The sequence below is a fragment of the Pontibacter harenae genome, assembly GCF_020907245.1.
In the GTDB taxonomy this organism is placed as follows: domain Bacteria; phylum Bacteroidota; class Bacteroidia; order Cytophagales; family Hymenobacteraceae; genus Pontibacter; species Pontibacter harenae.
The window spans coordinates 1-16,931 of sequence record NZ_JAJJWH010000051.1 but is presented as its reverse complement, the minus strand read 5'-3'; the positions used below and the strand labels follow the sequence as shown (position 1 = coordinate 16,931).

Annotated in this window: 17 protein-coding genes; 7 read left to right on the top strand and 10 right to left on the bottom strand. The window is 44.1% G+C overall.

The features are described from left to right. Window positions 1-59 precede the first annotated feature (59 nt). Together prfB and rnhB are read left to right on the top strand one after the other, a co-directional pair. Window positions 60-1,137 (top strand): peptide chain release factor 2 gene (gene prfB, locus LN893_RS17955; protein WP_229972495.1). Its coding sequence is split into 2 segments (ribosomal slippage): window positions 60-119 and window positions 121-1,137, totalling 1,077 coding nucleotides; the frame shifts between segments, so codons are not numbered across the junction. An 89-nt stretch (window positions 1,138-1,226) separates the two neighbouring features. Beyond that, on the top strand, window positions 1,227-1,823 hold the full coding sequence (gene rnhB / locus LN893_RS17950; RefSeq protein ID WP_229972493.1) for a ribonuclease HII: 597 nt from the start codon (window positions 1,227-1,229) through the stop codon (window positions 1,821-1,823). A gap of 14 nt (window positions 1,824-1,837) precedes the next feature. Here the strand turns inward: rnhB and LN893_RS17945 are convergent, their stop codons facing one another. Then, complete coding sequence (locus LN893_RS17945) at window positions 1,838-2,272, bottom strand: response regulator (protein ID WP_229972492.1); 435 nt, start codon at window positions 2,270-2,272, stop codon at window positions 1,838-1,840. Window positions 2,273-2,331: 59 nt separating this feature from the next. Further along, window positions 2,332-3,795: a sensor histidine kinase gene (locus LN893_RS17940; protein WP_229972491.1), complete on the bottom strand. Its 1,464-nt coding sequence runs from the start codon at window positions 3,793-3,795 to the stop codon at window positions 2,332-2,334. A 402-nt stretch (window positions 3,796-4,197) separates the two neighbouring features. On the opposite strand from LN893_RS17940, the gene gcvT reads away from it, so the two are divergent. Together gcvT and LN893_RS17930 are read left to right on the top strand one after the other, a co-directional pair. Then, the gene (gene gcvT, locus LN893_RS17935; RefSeq protein ID WP_229972489.1) at window positions 4,198-5,286 is read left to right on the top strand and encodes a glycine cleavage system aminomethyltransferase GcvT; all 1,089 of its coding nucleotides are present in this window, start codon (window positions 4,198-4,200) and stop codon (window positions 5,284-5,286) included. A gap of 96 nt (window positions 5,287-5,382) precedes the next feature. Further along, window positions 5,383-6,111 carry a 2-phosphosulfolactate phosphatase gene (locus tag LN893_RS17930; protein WP_229972488.1) on the top strand — a complete coding sequence of 243 codons (729 nt, stop codon included), beginning with the start codon at window positions 5,383-5,385 and terminating at the stop codon, window positions 6,109-6,111. An 80-nt stretch (window positions 6,112-6,191) separates the two neighbouring features. Here LN893_RS17930 and LN893_RS17925 read toward each other — a convergent pair whose 3' ends face one another. The 3 genes from LN893_RS17925 to LN893_RS17915 all read right to left on the bottom strand — a co-directional run bounded on the left by LN893_RS17925 (window position 6,192) and on the right by LN893_RS17915 (window position 7,643). Beyond that, on the bottom strand, window positions 6,192-6,518 hold the full coding sequence (locus tag LN893_RS17925; RefSeq protein ID WP_229972487.1) for a nucleotide pyrophosphohydrolase: 327 nt from the start codon (window positions 6,516-6,518) through the stop codon (window positions 6,192-6,194). A gap of 12 nt (window positions 6,519-6,530) precedes the next feature. Continuing rightward, the gene (gene dtd, locus LN893_RS17920; RefSeq protein ID WP_229972486.1) at window positions 6,531-6,983 is read right to left on the bottom strand and encodes a D-aminoacyl-tRNA deacylase; all 453 of its coding nucleotides are present in this window, start codon (window positions 6,981-6,983) and stop codon (window positions 6,531-6,533) included. A 102-nt stretch (window positions 6,984-7,085) separates the two neighbouring features. Then, complete coding sequence (locus tag LN893_RS17915) at window positions 7,086-7,643, bottom strand: hypothetical protein (RefSeq protein WP_229972485.1); 558 nt, start codon at window positions 7,641-7,643, stop codon at window positions 7,086-7,088. A gap of 228 nt (window positions 7,644-7,871) precedes the next feature. On the opposite strand from LN893_RS17915, the gene LN893_RS17910 reads away from it, so the two are divergent. Next, window positions 7,872-8,774 (top strand): ATP-grasp domain-containing protein, encoded by a 903-nt coding sequence (locus tag LN893_RS17910; protein WP_229972484.1) that lies wholly within the window; start codon window positions 7,872-7,874, stop codon window positions 8,772-8,774. Here LN893_RS17910 and LN893_RS17905 read toward each other — a convergent pair. After that, the gene (locus tag LN893_RS17905; RefSeq protein WP_229972483.1) at window positions 8,771-9,655 is read right to left on the bottom strand and encodes a universal stress protein; all 885 of its coding nucleotides are present in this window, start codon (window positions 9,653-9,655) and stop codon (window positions 8,771-8,773) included. The two genes, LN893_RS17910 and LN893_RS17905, sit on opposite strands and share 4 nt — an antisense overlap. Before the next feature lie 168 nt (window positions 9,656-9,823). Between LN893_RS17905 and LN893_RS17900 the strand changes: the two genes are divergently transcribed. Then, window positions 9,824-12,550 carry a hypothetical protein gene (locus LN893_RS17900; protein ID WP_229972482.1) on the top strand — a complete coding sequence of 909 codons (2,727 nt, stop codon included), beginning with the start codon at window positions 9,824-9,826 and terminating at the stop codon, window positions 12,548-12,550. Window positions 12,551-12,597: 47 nt separating this feature from the next. Here the strand turns inward: LN893_RS17900 and LN893_RS17895 are convergent, their stop codons facing one another. The 4 genes from LN893_RS17895 to LN893_RS17880 are packed head-to-tail and all read right to left on the bottom strand — an operon-like array spanning window position 12,598 to window position 14,976. After that, window positions 12,598-14,016 (bottom strand): alpha/beta hydrolase family protein, encoded by a 1,419-nt coding sequence (locus LN893_RS17895; RefSeq protein ID WP_229972481.1) that lies wholly within the window; start codon window positions 14,014-14,016, stop codon window positions 12,598-12,600. Window positions 14,017-14,055: 39 nt separating this feature from the next. After that, the gene (locus tag LN893_RS17890; RefSeq protein ID WP_229972479.1) at window positions 14,056-14,514 is read right to left on the bottom strand and encodes an SdpI family protein; all 459 of its coding nucleotides are present in this window, start codon (window positions 14,512-14,514) and stop codon (window positions 14,056-14,058) included. Window positions 14,515-14,525: 11 nt separating this feature from the next. Further along, window positions 14,526-14,714, bottom strand: coding sequence for a DUF1648 domain-containing protein (locus tag LN893_RS17885; RefSeq protein WP_229972477.1), 189 nt, complete (start codon window positions 14,712-14,714; stop codon window positions 14,526-14,528). Window positions 14,715-14,721: 7 nt separating this feature from the next. Continuing rightward, entirely contained in the window at window positions 14,722-14,976 is a 255-nt protein-coding gene (locus LN893_RS17880; RefSeq protein WP_229972476.1) for an autorepressor SdpR family transcription factor, read from the bottom strand. A 255-nt stretch (window positions 14,977-15,231) separates the two neighbouring features. Between LN893_RS17880 and LN893_RS17875 the strand changes: the two genes are divergently transcribed. Then, on the top strand, window positions 15,232-15,642 hold the full coding sequence (locus tag LN893_RS17875) for a GtrA family protein (RefSeq protein WP_229972475.1): 411 nt from the start codon (window positions 15,232-15,234) through the stop codon (window positions 15,640-15,642). Window positions 15,643-16,931 lie beyond the last annotated feature (1,289 nt).

The following is a 16,931-nucleotide window of genomic DNA, read 5'->3' as shown; positions in this document are numbered from 1 at the left end:
AAGCTTAATAGTTTATGCCTCAGCATTTTGCCTTTATACATATTTCATAAACAAGACTGATGACAGCAGAGCAGGTAAAAGAGTTAAAGGCAAGAGTAGATGCCTTGAGGAGGTATCTTTGACTACGATCGTAAGAAAGATCAGGTAGAGGAAACGGAGAGACAAACAACCGCCCCCGACTTCTGGGATGACCCCAAAGAAGCTGAGAAGATACTGAAAGAAATCAAATCCATAAAAGTATGGACTGACCACTATGAAGAGGTGGAAAAGGCCGTTTCTGATTTCGAGGTGCTTTTTGATTTCTACAAAGAAGGAGATGTTTCGGAGGAGGACATAAAGCAGGAGTTCCAGAAAACTTCGGAAGCAGTAGAAGGCTTGGAGTTCAAGCGTATGCTTAGTGGCGAGGAAGACCAACTGAGTGCCATTGTGGAGATAAATCCAGGTGCGGGTGGTACTGAAAGCCAGGATTGGGCTGAAATGCTGATGCGCATGTACATTATGTGGGCTGAGTCTCATAAGTTTAGCGTAAAGCAGCTGAACTACACTGCGGGTGACGGAGCTGGCATAAAATCAGCCACACTAGAGATAACAGGTGACTTTGCCTACGGATACCTGAAGTCAGAGATTGGTGTACACCGTTTGGTACGCATATCGCCTTTCGATTCTGGCGGTCGTCGGCATACTTCGTTTGCCTCTGTTTTTGCCTACCCTGTGGTAGATGATACCATCAACATTGAGGTGAACATGGCCGACATTGAATGGGATACTTTCCGTTCGGGGGGTGCTGGTGGACAGAACGTAAACAAAGTAGAAACAGCTGTGCGTTTAAAGCACAAGCCTTCAGGTATCATCATCGAGTGCCAGATAGAGCGTTCGCAGCTTATGAATAAGGAGCATGCCATCCGTATGCTGAAGTCGAGGCTGTACCAAATTGAAGTAGAGAAGCGGAATGCCGAACGCGATCGCATCGAGAGCACCAAAAAGCGCATAGACTTTGGCTCACAGATACGCAATTACGTGCTGCACCCTTACAAGCTCATTAAAGACATCCGAACAGGTGTAGAGCGCACCGATGTGCAAAACGTGCTGGACGGGGACCTGGATGAATATATCAAGGCTTTCCTGATGCAGGCGTAGTGAGTGTCTAAATCAGAAATATACAGAAGGCCCACCAGCTTTTGGCTGATGGGCTTTTTGTTTATACTTGCAGCTTAAACTGATAGGATATGCTTTTATCGAACTATAGCGGAAAGATTTTAGAGGCAGGTATAGATGAAGCAGGCAGAGGTTGTTTGGCAGGGCCTGTGGTGGCAGCTGCCGTTATACTGCCGCCTGACTATCAGAACGGCTTGCTAAACGACTCTAAAAAGCTAAGTGCAAAGCAGCGTTTGCTTTTGCGGGAGCAAATAGAAGCTGCCGCTGTGACTTGGTGCGTGGGAGAGGCCAGTGTAGCTGAAATTGACAGTGTTAATATTCTGCAGGCTACTTACCTGGCTATGCACCGAGCCATAGGCGGCTTAAATCTGGAGCCTGAATACCTACTGATAGACGGCAACAGGTTTAAGCCTTACAAAACACTCCCTTATACTTGTGTGGTGAAAGGTGACGGGAAATATCTTTCGATAGCAGCGGCTTCTATTCTGGCTAAAACCTATCGGGATGAAATGATGCAGGATCTGGCCAAGGAATACGAGGCATTTGGTTGGGAGCAGAATGCAGGCTACCCTACTAAAAAACACAGAGCTGCCATAGCTGACGCTGGTGCTACACCGCATCACAGGCAATCTTTCAGGCTGCTGCCAGACCAGTTATCACTGCTATAGCTTTGAAAGCAAGTTTACTTTAGCTTAATCAAGTCCAGAAAAAGACTAAAGCTGTCGAGAGACGACACGCTGTTTTCAAAGTTATCGAAAGAGAGTGGCTTTACGATATAGCCTGATACATTAAGGCGTTGCGCTGCAAATCGATCTGATTCTTCGTTAGAGGTTGTCATGATAAACACAGGTATATGGCTGAACTCTGGCTCTCTTCGCAGCTCTGTCAGAAACTCTAACCCGTTCATTCTGGGCATGTTTATATCTAACAAAATAACGCTGGGCACTGGCGAAATTTTAGGGGCTTCTTCACCCTTAAGCATGCTGAGTGCTTCACGACCGTTGCGCGCCACATGTATCGGATGGTCAATACCTATCTTCTTCAACTCCCTCTCAACATTCATAATATCCAGATAGTCATCTTCTACTAAAAGGATATTCACAACCTTGTCACTCATCTCTGTTTGTTGTATCGTACGTTAGAATCAAATTTACTAATAATATAGCTTTTACCTTATTATTTAGGCCAGCTAAATGTAAAAGTGGTACCCTGCCCTGGCTCAGACGAAACTTCAATCGTACCGCCTTGCCCTTCCACTATTTTTTTCACGATAGAAAGTCCAACTCCTGTGCTTTCCACAGCATCACGTTCTTGTAAAGTTTGGAAAACTACAAAAATACGATCGTGGTATTCTGGGTCAATGCCAGGGCCATCGTCAGCAACAGAAAACAAATAGAAGTTGACCGTTTCATCATATTTCACCCAAACATGCCCCTCGTCCTTATGATGATACTTTATAGCATTATTTATAAGGTTTGAGAATACTTGCTGTAATTGTATACGTACGGTATTAAGCACGGGCATGTTGTTCTGCACCTCAATAGTAAATCCTTTAGGAGCGTCCACCATATCAATTACATCTGCTAAAAGAAGCGCAACGTCTACTTGTTCTTCAAACTGCTTGGTACGACCAATGCGGGCAACAGAAAGTATACCGTTTATCAGGTTTTCCATACGGTGCACCCTGCCGCGCATCAGTTGGAGGTACTCTTTTATATTTGCGGGCAAGTCTTTGCCCATGTCTTCTTCTATCCACCTAGATGCCACCTCTATACCTCTTAAAGGTGCTTTCAAGTCATGCGACACAACATAGGCGAACTGATCCAGTTCCTTGTTCTTTTTATCCAGCTCCGAGAAAGTATCATCTATGGTGGCAGACATACGGTTCAGAGAGTGAGATACTCTACTAAGTTCATCGTTAGCCGTATCAATAATTTTTGTTTTGTAGTCGCCGCGTGAAATCTGCTCTGCCAGCGTTACCATTTTTATAATTCTACCAGTAATCAGCCTCGTGATGTAGTAGGCCCAGCATAAGCCTAGTATAATAGATAAGATGGTTAACGCCGAAGAAACGTCCGCAGTGTTGTCTATACTTTTTTGAAGGGTTGCTGATCTGGCATCCCGCAAATCATATTCATAAGCGTTAAATACTCTAAAGCTAACTCGGATGCTGTCCATCAGAGTTTTTTCGCCCCAAATTAAGCTGTCGCGGGCACGGTCGTAAGCACTTGTTGTGTGAGCAACAGTGTCCATGCTTTTCAGGAGGATGAGTGGCTCTGCATAATTCTTTTGCCACCTCACATGCATATTATAAATTTCTTGCAGCGTTTGTGTCTGAATGGTATCTGCTTTTACTAACTTCTCGGTATCTACAAACACTTCAGGAACTACGCTTTTTGCCATCGTGTAAGGGGCTAAAAAGCTTGTGTCGCCATTCAAAAGGTATCCACGCAAGCCTGTCTCCATATCCACAATGTTGCGTTGCAACGATGCAGAATTACGCACAATACGATGGGAACCTGTAAGCCACTCTGAATTCTCTACTACATCTTCTGAAAGCTTATAATTTACTAGTGCTACCGCAGTAAAGAGAACAGAAATGAGTACGAAGCCCGCAAATAATTTAACGGATAATTTCATTATAAAAGCTTGCTTAGATAAGGAATAGCCAATGCTATGGCAAAAGCTTATATTGTAGTATAAATATATACCAAATTACTTTCTCAAAGAGGTTTTGAAGGAAAACTGTTGTGAGTCTTAAGCTCCAGAAAGCTATTGCAGTACTTTTTCTGTTGCACCCTGAGAGGTGCAGAGAGAATGATAGATTGTAAATTCATATTGACTTTGGCTAAAAGCGGTGTAATACTTACGCCTACTATGGATTATATGTTGTTTTGAAATAGAGTAATACTGCTTTTATTTATTCACCAATTCAAAGCGCTGTAGCAGCAGACCTGATAGCTTATAGTTGCTTTTAAATTTAGGATGCGGCTGATTTTTACTTAATTTTGCCGCGCAATATTTGTAAACAAAACAGCCGTAATGGAATTAAAGAAAATCGCTTTAAACGATGTGCATGAGGCTTTAGGTGCTAAAATGGTGCCTTTCGCAGGATATAACATGCCAGTGCGCTACTCATCAGATTTAGATGAGCATCATACTGTGCGTAATACTGTAGGTGTTTTCGATGTGTCGCACATGGGTGAGTTTATGCTGAGAGGACCTAAGGCACTGGAACTGATTCAGCGAGTAACTTCTAACGATGCCTCTAAACTAACTGATGGCAAGGTGCAGTATTCCTGCTTCCCTAACGAAGAAGGCGGCATAGTAGACGACCTGTTGGTATACCGCTTTGGCGAAGAAGAATATATGCTGGTGGTAAATGCCTCTAACATAGAAAAAGATTGGGAGTGGGTAAGCAAGTACAACACAGAAGGCGTTGAGATGGAAAACATTTCGGACGAAATTTCTTTGTTTGCTGTGCAAGGCCCTAAAGCGGTAGAGGCATTACAGTCTCTTACTGCTGTAGACCTGCCTTCTATGGTCTACTATACGTTCGAAAAAGGTGAGTTTGCAGGTGTACAAGATGTCATTATTTCGGCTACAGGCTATACTGGGGCAGGCGGTTTCGAGATTTATGTGAAAAACGAAGACGCCAAAAAAGTGTTTGATGCCATCATGGATGCAGGCCAGGCGTTCGGTATCAAGCCAATTGGCTTGGGTGCCCGCGATACCTTGCGCCTTGAAATGGGTTTCTGCCTTTACGGCAACGATATAAACGACACCACGTCACCGCTTGAGGCTGGTTTAGGTTGGATCACAAAATTCAACAAAGAATTCACAAACTCAGCTGAGTTGAAAGCTCAGAAAGAAGCAGGTGTAAGCAAGAAGCTGGTTGGTTTTGAGATGCTTGATAGGGCCATACCAAGAGCGCATTTCGAAATTGTGAATGCTGAAGGTGAGAACATAGGAGAGGTAACTTCTGGTACTATGTCGCCTACATTAGGCAAAGGCATTGGTTTAGGTTATGTGCAGACAGCCTATAGCAAACCAGAGACGGAAGTTTTTGTGCGGGTGCGCAATAAAGATGTTAAAGCCCAAGTTGTAAAACTGCCTTTCGTAAAAAAATAGCAATAGGAGAAAAGCTAAATATAAACGAGCTTGTTTTTACAAGTAATGTTTAAACTTCGTTTTTAACTTTGGCCTGAAAATATTAAAGCGTAAAATATGCCATCTATTGATGTTTGCTTCAGCCCTGAGCTGTTGCATTTGTATGATTTGAAAGGGAAAGCTGTAGTGGCTGTTGATATACTGCGTGCTACCTCTACTATGGTAACGGCTTTTGCACAAGGTGCTGCCAACATTATACCTGTAATGCATCTGGAAGATTGCCAGCGTTTAGCAGCAGCAGAAGGTTGCTTAACAGCCGCAGAGCGAGATGGAATAAAAGCTGACGGTTTTGATTTTGGTAACTCGCCCTTTAGCTATATGGAGGCCGATGTTGAAGGTAAAACAATTGCTATTACCACCACAAACGGTACACGTGCTATTATTTTGTCGGAAAGTGCCGAGGAAATAATTATAGGCTCTTTTCTGAATCTTAAAACGGTGGCAGAGCATTTAGCAGCTTTACAGTTAGATGTGATAGTTGTATGCGCAGGCTGGAAAGGAATGTTCAACCTGGAGGATACCTTGTTTGCAGGTGCCTTGGCAGAGCAGTTGCAGGGTCAGTTTACCTTAGAAAATGATGCTGCCTTAGCTGCTTTACATTTATACGAGACAGCAAAAGGCGATTTATACGCTTATTTGCAGGCATCTTCGCATGTGCAGCGCCTGAAGCGGTTGGACATTACAAAAGATGTGCAGTTTTGCCTGCAGCATAATGAGTATGATGTGCTGCCAGTTTGGGACAACGGCAAGCTGGTAGATCTGAAAGTAAACCAATCGGTGGCTTAACCAAAGGCACTACCTTATAAAAGCAAAGGCCGCAGCTGTTCTAGCTGCGGCCTTTGCTTTTATAGACTGTGGAACCACTTTTACTTCAGCTTTTCGTTTTGCTTATGGCGTTGGCTGTCGCGGTTTGTTTTTTTCTCCAGGTTTTTCGTTAATGCCTCTGTCAGGTTTATGCCTGTCTGGTTGGCCAGGCAAATCAGCACGAACAGCACATCTGCCATTTCGTCGGCCAGATTCTTATCCTTGTCGCTTTCTTTAAAAGACTGCTCTCCATACTGTCTGGCTATCAACCTGGCTACCTCACCTACTTCTTCGGTAAGTATAGCCATGTTCGTAAGCTCATTAAAATAACGTACACCGTTCTCTTTTATCCACTGGTCAACTGTGCTTTGTGCTTCGGCTATAGTCATAAGATGCTTTATTTATTCTTTGTTTTTCGAGTCGATCACAATCGTAACAGGGCCATCGTTTAGCAGCGAGACTTTCATGTCGGCACCGAATTCACCTGTCTGCACAGGCTTGCCCATAGCCAGCTCTAAATAACGGATAAACTGTTCGTAAAGCGGAATAGCTACAGCTGGTGGTGCTGCATTGATATAAGAGGGGCGATTGCCTTTTTTTGTGTTAGCAAACAACGTAAACTGGCTGATTATTAATAGATTGCCCTGCACGTTCTGCACACTCAGGTTCATTTTATCTTCCGCATCACCAAAAATGCGCATGTTGACAACTTTGCTTGCCACCCATTTTATGTCATCATCTGTATCGTCTGGAGTAAAACCTGCCAATACTAACAGACCCAAGTCAATCTTTCCTTTAACCTTTTTGTCTATCTCAACAGAAGCCTGCGTTACCCGCTGTACAACTACACGCATTTTATTTTGATTACGAATTACGAATTACGAATTACGAATTACGAATTTTTCATCCTAAAGAGCAACTCAACAGGTTTAGCCATTCAAAATTGCCGTTGAGCATTAGTCTAAGTACCCGTTGTATCTGATGCGGTTTACTTTGCCGTTTTTGAGGTAGAAGTGCAGGGAAATAGGAGCACCCTCGTTGTTGGTGGCCACAACCTCATTTGTGGTTTGTATAATACGCACATCATGCGTCTTTAGCTTCACCATCAGTTCAGGCTGTGTCATTCCAATTTTCATATTATTGCGCAACAGTATTCCAGTGTTCTGGATATCGGCCAGTTGTAGAAGTAAGTCGCCTGTTTGTGTAGGAGCATATAATTCCAAAACCGAATTTCCAAAGCGGATGGTATAGATAGTGTCGGAAATACTTGGCTTGTGTAAATTCTCTATCGCATTAGCGTCAACTGTAAAATCAGCATTAATACGGGCAAAATAAGCATCCAGCTTTCTGCTTTGCTTGCTATCGATAATAAAAGGATTGCTGAGAAAGTCGTTTGAAGTTGGTGCACCAGTGGTAATATGCTTTACGGATAACGTGTCTGCCGTTTGGCCACGCCTGCGGATAGCCTGCTGTTTTTCTGTTCCCGTTTCTGAAACATCGGTACCGCACGCCACCGAAAAGTGACTTATAAGTAAAAGAAGTACCAGCAATCTTACAGAAAGACTGCGCCTATAGCAGGTGCTGATACAAAAGCGGTACGCTAACATGTAAAGGTATAATTAGAAGGCGGTAACTATACCTTACATACGTGAACATCCCTTAGAAAAGTTTTGTATTAAAGCGGCTTAACCTATGGTTTCTGCGCGGGATAAAGTATAATTTCGCAGCAAATATCATCATTTATGCAAAATCTACAAATTGCGCTGGTAACATGTTTTAGTTTGGGTGGTTATACCGCAAATGCAGACAGCGAAGACGAGCGTCTTTTTAATTATTTAAAGGAAAAAGGAGTGAACGTATCTTTCCAGGTGTGGGACGATGCAACCGTGGATTGGGCTTCCTTTGATGCACTTGTTATAAAATCACCTTGGGACTATTTTGACAAGATTGACGCTTTTTACGAGTGGCTGGATAAGGTGGAGAATCTTGGTTGTCAGGTTTTTAACTCTATAGATACAATCCGTTGGAACACGGATAAAAAATATTTTAAAGACCTGGCTGCGCAAGGCGTAGCAGTAGTGCCTACTGTGTGGCTAGAGCAAGAAAGCCAATTTACCCCTGCTGCAATATTCGAAGCCTTGCAAACAGACCACCTGATTGTTAAGCCACGCATTAGTGGCGGGGCAAAAAATACTTTTGCCGTGCATAAGTCTGATGTTACTAAATATACAGATAAAGTAAACGAACTGTTGAAGTCGGAGCCGCTGATGGCACAGCCATTTCTGGAAGAGGTAAAGACACAAGGCGAATGGTCGTTTTTGTTTTTTAACGGTACATACAGCCATGCAGTACTTAAAACCGCGAAACCAGGAGACTTTAGAGTACAGCATTTCTTTGGAGGAACCATTCATACCCCAGAGCCGCCAGCAGGTTTACTTAAATCAGCGCAGCAAACAGTGGATAAGTTCGCCTCTAACTGCCTTTATGCCCGTGTAGATGGTGTAGAGCTGCACGGGGAGCTAGTGCTGATGGAACTGGAGCTGATTGAGCCTTTCCTTTTTCTATCTACAAATGAGCATGCCCTGGCGCGGTACATCGATGCTTTAACCAGCCTTTTGCAAGTAAGGGAGCCTAGCTTATGCTAGGCTTTCTCGTTGCTATGAAAAATTAGAATCGGGACTAAAGCATTCAGCACCATTTTCTTTGCCAGGCTTGGGTTGAGTATACTGCCTAGCAGAGTGCGCTCGCGGGTTGTAAGCGCTACCAAACCAAACTGCTCACGCTGTACCAAGTCTTCTATAGCATCTGCCACATTGCCTCCTTCCAACAGCGTGTAATGCAGGTTACTCCCAGATGTGCTGGTGGTTAACTGTTGTTGTAGTTCCTGTAGCTTGTCTACTTCCTGTTGCTTCTCATTCTCAGAGATGTGCACACAGTATATTTCGGAGTTAAACTCTTGTAGCAGCCGCTGTAGTGCCTCCAGTGCTGCAGCGTCAGATGAATCGAAATCTGTAGCGTATAGCACTTTGGCAGGTATGCCACCCGTATAAGTTCGTGGTACTGTAAGCAATGGCACCTGAGCGGCTTCTACTATTTTTGTTGTAACTGTGCCAAAAAATGATCGGGTTATTCCCGATTCTCCTTTGGTGCCCATAATTACCAGGTCTGGTTTAAAGCGGCTTATTTCATCTGGGATCTTGTCCTCGGCAGCGCCATACATAAAAGTCCGTTCTACTTTTATGTTAGTGCCTGCTGTTCTGGCATCACGCTTCAGATTGCGGTATAACTCCTCCATCAGGTCCTGCGATTCTATCTCATTACGATGAATAACCCGTTCAGCAACTGCTTCGGAGGCAGTAAGGTCTTCGGCAGGGGGAAGTGGATAATCAGCATCAGCCAGATTATCGTGGAAGCAGTGTAGCAGCAGTATATGGGCCGCAGGCATGGCCGCCGCCAAGGCAAGAGCGTATTGACAGGTATTATCAGTGTTTTCAGAAAAATCAACAGGCAGTAATATCTTAAACATAAACTTTAAATTCTTGTGGCTTTACTATACGTGCACTGCTGCGTCAGTAGTTAGACTTAATTTAACATTTAAGCCTGCACCTTGTTGATGTACTAAAACTGGAGAAGTGGCCATAAGAAAGTAATTGTTTAAGATTTAGCTTAGATTTGCAGCTTGAAAACGCTTGCCATGACAAAACGCATCCTATTCTTCTTTATCGGCTTTGTTGTGCTTGCTTCGCTTGCCTACTATGGTTTCGGGCGCTGGCAGTCTTCAAGAGAGAAAGTAGACTTGTGGGAGCTGGTACCTGAGAATGCTGCTTTTGTGGTTGAAACAAACAACCATAATGCGCTGCTGGAACATCTCCGACAAACAGATTTGCTCGAAAGCATTTCTGTGCTACCCTCTATACAGAAGTTCCAGGAGAATATGGCCTGGCTCGACAGCATAGCACCTGGCAACGAGAGGCTTTCACGCTTTCTGGATAATAAGAACATACTCACCTCGGCTCATATAGTTGAAGCGTCAGGAATGGAGTTTGTCTATTATGTACCTGTCAGTACGGTGGGAGAACACCGCTTTGTGCGTACCTTAACCGAAAATATTGAGAAAAGCCGGGTTTTTTCGCAAGAGTCTCACGATTACCAAGGGTATTTAGTTACAGACGTGACTAATTCGCAGCTAGAAGCCACTTATAGCTTTTTCTCCTATCACAACAATATCATCTTAAGTGCTTCTCCTTTATTAATCGAGGAGATAATACGCCGCTTGAACAGGGAGAACATTACTTCTATAACCGCTGATTTCAAAAACACAAACTACCTCGACCAGCCTGATGTTTACGCCAACGTATTTGTAAACTACAGGGTAATGCCAGACCTGATGTCGCTTTTTATGCAGGACGACATTATGCCAGAGATCAGGTACCTGTCGAGCCTGTGTCGCAATGGAATGCTGCAACTGAAGTTGGAGCCGAACAGGATTTTTGTGAACGGGTTTTCTAACCCAGAAACACTGAGCAAAACCTTGTATAGCCGTTTGCAGCAGCAGAAGCCAAAACCTTTACATGTAAAAGCTTATCTGCCAACCAGAACAGCTGTGCTACTGCATTTTGGTGCAGCAGAACTTGCCAGGTTGCGTGTGCAGCCCAGGAAAATAAAGGCAGAACCAACTTATACGGCCACCTTAGATAGCCTGGCAAGCAGTTTTAGCGAAGAAGCCGCTATTGCTTACATGGAGTCTGATAACGTGAATGCCAAGCCCGAAAAGATAGTGTATATGCGCATGGTAAACGCCGAAGCGACAACCAACTTGCTTTCGGAGCTCAACAGGCAGGTAAGTGCAGCCAATAAGCAAGAGGTTTCTGGCGAGAACTACGGTAGCTCACAATTACTACAAATAAACATTCCTGACCTGCCTGCTCTGCTTTTCGGAACTCCTTTTTCTGGATTTAAAGAATGCTATGCGGTACAGGTTGAGGACTACATGATTTTTGCATCGGAGGTGGCCACCCTGCGCAAGTTGCTAGACGATATAGCTTCGGATAACGTGTGGGCCAAATCGGTGCAACAGCAGGCATTTTTAGAGGAGACGCTGCAGGAAGCGAACTTTAGCATCTTCATAAATACTGTGAATGCTTGGTACGTCATGAGTCGCTACATGACAGAATCCAGCAGGGAAGACCTGTTGCAGAATGCTTCACTTATCAAGCGTTTCAACCAGGTAAGCCTGCAGTTCTCTAGCAAAGATCAGCAATACTATACAAGCTTACTGTTCAGGAGACAGGGAGCCGCAGTTGTTGCCACAAACAGCAATGGTTTTAGTGAAGATTACAGGCTTACCTTTAACAACAGGCTGGTATCTAAGCCTATGCCAGTGCAGAATGCCATAGACAAAAGCCTAGAAGTAGTGGTGGCAGACTCTGCTAATGTATTGCATAACATTACCGCGGGCGGAAAAGCAGGTTGGAGAGATACGCTAAACAGTGGTGTTATCAGTAATATAAAGCAAATTACTTATGGACCCGACAACAGGCTCTACTCCGTGTTTGCTACATCCAGGAGAATACATGCGCTGGATAACCAGGGTAAAAGCCTCGTCAACTTTCCTTTTAATTTGGGAGACACGCTAAGGCTGCAGCACTTAGGAGTTTTCGATTATGAAAAGAATGGTAACTACCGCCTGCTCGCAGATGACCATTTAGGAAACCTGTACATGTACGATATCAGGGGGAACAGTATTCAAGGGTGGCAAGGGCTCCGCATGGACTATAAGTTAGCAGCAGCTCCACGGCATATACGTGTTGGTGGCCTTGATGTAATTTTAATAGTGCTGGAAAACGGCTACGTCTACGCGTTGAACCCTCAGGGTGAAACCTATCCAGGATTTCCAATTAGTTTACGCTCGGCTGTAGCCTCCGATGTATTTGCAAAAGAAGGAGCAGATTTAAGACGAACAGAGGTTACAACTGTAACCAGGTATGGAGAGGCTATAAGTTTTAACCTACAGGGCAGAATTCTACGTCGGCAGCAGTTACCGAGACCATCTAAGCGAGCTTTGTTTGAAATGGTGCTGGATGACAGCGAAAGGTCTTACATTGTGGTACGCCAGGAGCAAGGAAGGGTAACGGTTTACAACCAGGAGTTGAAAGATGTTTTTGAGAAGCGCTATGTTACCTCTGCTGCTAAACTTGTGCAGTATTTCCATTTTGGAGGCGACAAAAAGATTTATGCTATAACAGAACTAGGCCCTCAGAAAACATACCTGTACAATGCAGAGGCCAAACTGATTGGTGGTCGTTCTCTTGAAAGCAGCCAGCCCGTAACCGTTTACTTTAACGATGCTACAAATAACTACAGCCTGTTCAAAGTTTACCGCCGTGAAATGCAAAGGCTAAACTTTAGACTTGGTAACTGAGAGAGCATAACAAGTCATTAGAAAGCTCCCTCAGTTTGTCCATAATCTTACCTCACTATACCCTTCATCCAGGTGCTAATCGTTTCTAAAGCCACAGGTGCTATGGTTTCTTCTATTTGGCCGTATTCCGTGGGCGATCCTGTTTTGGCCGTTTGGAAGAGGTGGTTTAGACCAGGCAGCTCTTTTATAGTATAGCTTTTGTTTCTTCCACCTTTCAAAGCTCTCTCAGTTGCTGGTAAATTCTGTGAGGCAGGTACTTGTAAATCTTTGCTGCCGTTAATTGCCAGTACAGGCATTTTTAGCTTTTGTAAAGTTGGAGCAGGATCGTAAGAGAGAAAGTAGCGCACCCAGGGAGAACTTAACTGAGCGACAATGGCCTGTTCGCTTTGCGGTGTAAGCGCCAACTGTTGTTGCTCCTGTACCGATAACGAGGCTTTTACGTCTTGCTCCAGTTTACGTATTTGCTCAGCGGCTTTGAACACATCAGTCTCGGTAGCAGCAATTTTGAACTGCGCTTGGCGCAAGCTCAGGTATTTTTGCAATGGTGCTTCGGGCACTCCAATCGCTTTTAACATGGCCTCGTTCTGGGCTGTTAACAATTCTGTTCCAGGGACTGCACTGCCTGCCATTAGTACTACAAAAGCAACCTCTGAGTGTCGTGCCGCTACTTCGGCTGCAACTAAAGCTCCTTCGCTGTGGCCGAGCAAGCCAATTTTTTTAGCGTTTATACTTTTGAGGCTCTTCAGAAAGTTATAAGCTGCCTGAGCGTCCGAGGTGAAATCCTGAGTGGTAGCCGTTGTGAAATTACCTCCAGATTTACCTGTTCCACGATCGTCGAGGCGCAATACAGCAAACCCTTGGCGGGTAAGGTGGTCGGCAAGCACCAGGAAAGGCTTGTGCCCAAGTATGGTTTGGTCGCGGTCCTGGGCTCCTGAGCCAGTAAAGAGTATAACAGCTGCATGAGGTCCTTTGTTCTTAGGGACTGTAAGTGTGCCTGCCAGTGTTACACCTGCTGCTTTGTTTTCAACAGTTACTTCCTGTTCTTGGTAAGGATATGGCCTTTGCGGTTCTTGAGGCCGTTTAGGTGCAGCGGCCATGCCCTTATGCAGCTGTAGCGGGAACGATTGTCCACCTTGTTTCCATTGTCCGCTTATCGTTTCAATACCAGTAATCTTGCCCGCATAGCTTCCACCAATAACCTGAATTTCGAGGTATAAGCTATCCTGCGTTAGTTTTACCGACTGCACTGGAATACCTTTAGCTCCTTGTACTGGCACATCCATAGTGGCTGTAAGGGCACCATCGGGCTTGGCTACGACATGAAAAACGGTGGCTAATTCTTGGCCTCCTGCAATTATTGCCCCACTCCAGTCGCCAACCACGCGTTCAGGTTCTATAGTCTTTTGAGCATGGACTGTTGTGGCAAATACTGCAATCAGAAAAAAAAATAAAATATACTTGTTCATAAGTCAGAACTTATAGGTTTAACTGTTTTTAGAGATGGTTTACGCGTCCGTTCGTTTTTCCCTGCGTAGTTCCAGAAAAGAATGAGCTACTGGTATAAGTGTGATGATGGCAACGATGGCAATGAAAACTACAATGCGTAAGCTATTGTAGGGTAAAAGAGAAGCTGCGATGATGGCAAGTCCTCCAAATAGCCACAAAGGTCCGCTCATGCGGTGCGTCTTTTTCCAAACAGATTCACCTTCTAAGGTCCAGGGGGTACGGATACCTATAAAATAATTGGGTTTTAAAGCTGGGAAATAATTACCTATCACCACAAATAAACCTCCAATCAGGATAAACAATAGGTTTGGATTGAAGGCATTCTGGTTTTGGGCATTATAGATGATAAAGGTGGCAAGACCAGCCATTATTAGCACCATTAGTAGCCGCATCCAATCATACTTACTACCCATGTTCTCGATCTTTCCTTTTGGGTCTAGCTTAGGTATGAATAGCATCAGGAGGTTTATCAGCACAGTCGTGCCGAAAATAATACCACCAAGGCAAATTTACTTCCCCAACCATTTACCTCACCCTTCAGGTCAAAATGAATAGGGACCTGGTCAGGAAGCTGATTCCAGGAGAAGGCCAAGTATGCAAATGGAACCAAGATAATGGCCCAAATAGCAATTTCCATTGTAAGGCTACTTTGTTTCATAGGTATCTTAATCTTTAAGTGTTATAATCCATTGCATAATATCATCAAGCACGGTCGTATTAAGCGAGTAAATAATAAACTGTCCTTTCTTTTCCGATGTCACCAACTCTGCCTGGCTCAGAATGTCGAGGTGGTGAGAAATGCTTGGTTTAGTAATGTTGAATGCCTCTGCAATTTCGCCAGCCGTCATATCCTTCTCCTTCAGAAGATTCAGAATTTCTCGCCTGGTCTGGTCATTCAGCGCCTTAAATAATTTGTTCACGTCGCTTTTAGGTATTTAGACAAATATCTAAATATGTAATCTGTTTAGCAAGTATCTGGCTTATATTTTTTTATGCTTGAGGTGGAAACGTGTGGCCTGTAGTTTATTTTTGCTGTTTCCAAGCATAGTTAAGAACGGGCCCATCTTAATATGATGGTGCTCTGGGCTTAGCTGCCTAAATGTACAGCCATGCCCGGCTGGACTTGCATAAGACCGTAGAATAGCGGTATATTGATGAATTATTTTTGAAAACGAATGAAGTATACCAGCTTAGTGAAGGGTAAACAAAAAGAGCTTGTACAGATTGTCCGCTTTGGAATAGTAGGATTTCTCTCCGCTATATTCGATATGTTCTTGTTTATTACGCTACACGATTATTTTGGGGTAAACTACTTGGTAGCCAATTTCGGTTCTACTTCGCTGGCTATAGTAGTCAACTACTACGTTTCTAAAAAGTGGGTATTTAGCAGCGGAAAATATTCTCCAAGAACAGAATTTATAACATTTATGGTTTTCTCAGGAATTGGTGTGGTTTTAAATCATTTCCTAATCATGCTATTTGTAGAGCATTTCCTGTTAGAGCCCTCCAAAAGCAAGTTAATTGCTATCGCTTTAGTTGCCGTGTTCAACTTTGTTACAAAAAAGCTCTTCGTGTTTAAGAGCTAAACTTTGAAGGCCAAGCTTACAAGTTTGAAAGTTCGAACAAGGTAATAACTAATCGCTTGTCGTGGATACTGTACTCTGTTCTTTTGCCGTAGCTAGAAAAGGTGTCTTCCAGCATTTTGCCTGGTACAAATCCTTGCTCATGATACCACTTTGGCTGGCTGATGAAATCCCCGATGTTGTTTCTTACATCTCTGTCGTAAACAAACCATAATCTTTTTTTGCCTTCAAAGCTCTTAAATTCAGGAAGTAGATTAGCTAAGTATTCTTCTCTATTACTTGATATGTTCTTTAGGTCTTTTCCTTCAACTGCCTCAAACTTCAGTTCATTAGCCTCTTTGTAGTACTTATAGATATGCGTGGTGTTCCAGTAAAGATACACCACATCCCCCTCCTGAAAATTTTCATTGATAAGCTGAAGAGCTTCCCTATTATATTCTTTTTTGTAGAAGAGGTTTGGGTTAGCCACTTCTCTGGCTGAGTTCCATAGAGGTGGCGCTAAAAGCACCAATACCAGCACAAGCGCTATTTTATAATTTCCAGAAAAGAACTTAGTCACTTTTTCAGCTCCTAACGCTATCACCAATATAAACATGGGAGCCAAAAACAAGGTAAAGCGTTCGAAGAAAGGGTAAAGTTTTAGCCCAGAGGCCACAAGGGCCAACAATATCGGGAAGAGCAAGACAGCGAAACTTAGTTTATCTTTTCGAAAAAGGTGAACTACCCCCAAAACTCCCACCACAAGTGGAAGTAAAGGCATCCGGAAAAGCGTTTCGATGGCTGTATAGTCATAGTACCACACATCGCCGAAGTTCAGTAGCAGGCCAAGTGGGTGCTGTAAAACCAAGTAAGGTACACGTGCAAACCATACAAGGTCAGAAACCGAGGAAGGAATAAGTGGCATAAAGGCATGATAGTAATTCTCGAAGAAGTACNGGAGCGAAGCAAGGCCTTCGCGCTTGCTGTAACGTGTGTACAGGAACAGAGCCGCGATGGCCGCGAAAAGCTCGGTGCTGTATTGCTTGGCCTCCACAGTATGGTAGATGGCGGGCGTGGAAAGTGCCAGAATGCCCAGCGCCAGCAGCACCGCCCACGGCTTTAAGAAGTGACGAGCCACGGGCACAAACAGGAACAGCGAGGCAATGCCCGAAACCAGGGGGAAGAGGCGCAGGGTTATCTCGCCCTTGCCGAAGAGCAGCACCAGCAGCCTGGCGGTCCAGAGGTAGCCGATGGGGGCCTTCTGCTCGTACGCCAGCGGCTGTGTGGCCAGTTCCCAAAAGCTCATCTTGATC

Bases quoted from the DNA above. Each gene is read 5' to 3' on its own strand.
- rnhB (WP_229972493.1), top strand. From the start codon at position 1,227: ATGCTTTTATCGAACTATAGCGGAAAGATTTTAGAGGCAGGTATAGAT.
- LN893_RS17945 (WP_229972492.1), bottom strand. From the start codon at position 2,272: ATGAGTGACAAGGTTGTGAATATCCTTTTAGTAGAAGATGACTATCTG.
- LN893_RS17940 (WP_229972491.1), bottom strand. From the start codon at position 3,795: ATGAAATTATCCGTTAAATTATTTGCGGGCTTCGTACTCATTTCTGTT.
- gcvT (WP_229972489.1), top strand. From the start codon at position 4,198: ATGGAATTAAAGAAAATCGCTTTAAACGATGTGCATGAGGCTTTAGGT.
- LN893_RS17930 (WP_229972488.1), top strand. From the start codon at position 5,383: ATGCCATCTATTGATGTTTGCTTCAGCCCTGAGCTGTTGCATTTGTAT.
- LN893_RS17925 (WP_229972487.1), bottom strand. From the start codon at position 6,518: ATGACTATAGCCGAAGCACAAAGCACAGTTGACCAGTGGATAAAAGAG.
- dtd (WP_229972486.1), bottom strand. From the start codon at position 6,983: ATGCGTGTAGTTGTACAGCGGGTAACGCAGGCTTCTGTTGAGATAGAC.
- LN893_RS17910 (WP_229972484.1), top strand. From the start codon at position 7,872: ATGCAAAATCTACAAATTGCGCTGGTAACATGTTTTAGTTTGGGTGGT.
- LN893_RS17905 (WP_229972483.1), bottom strand. From the start codon at position 9,655: ATGTTTAAGATATTACTGCCTGTTGATTTTTCTGAAAACACTGATAAT.
- LN893_RS17900 (WP_229972482.1), top strand. From the start codon at position 9,824: ATGACAAAACGCATCCTATTCTTCTTTATCGGCTTTGTTGTGCTTGCT.
- LN893_RS17895 (WP_229972481.1), bottom strand. From the start codon at position 14,016: ATGAACAAGTATATTTTATTTTTTTTTCTGATTGCAGTATTTGCCACA.
- LN893_RS17890 (WP_229972479.1), bottom strand. From the start codon at position 14,514: ATGCTATTCATACCTAAGCTAGACCCAAAAGGAAAGATCGAGAACATG.
- LN893_RS17885 (WP_229972477.1), bottom strand. From the start codon at position 14,714: ATGAAACAAAGTAGCCTTACAATGGAAATTGCTATTTGGGCCATTATC.
- LN893_RS17875 (WP_229972475.1), top strand. From the start codon at position 15,232: ATGAAGTATACCAGCTTAGTGAAGGGTAAACAAAAAGAGCTTGTACAG.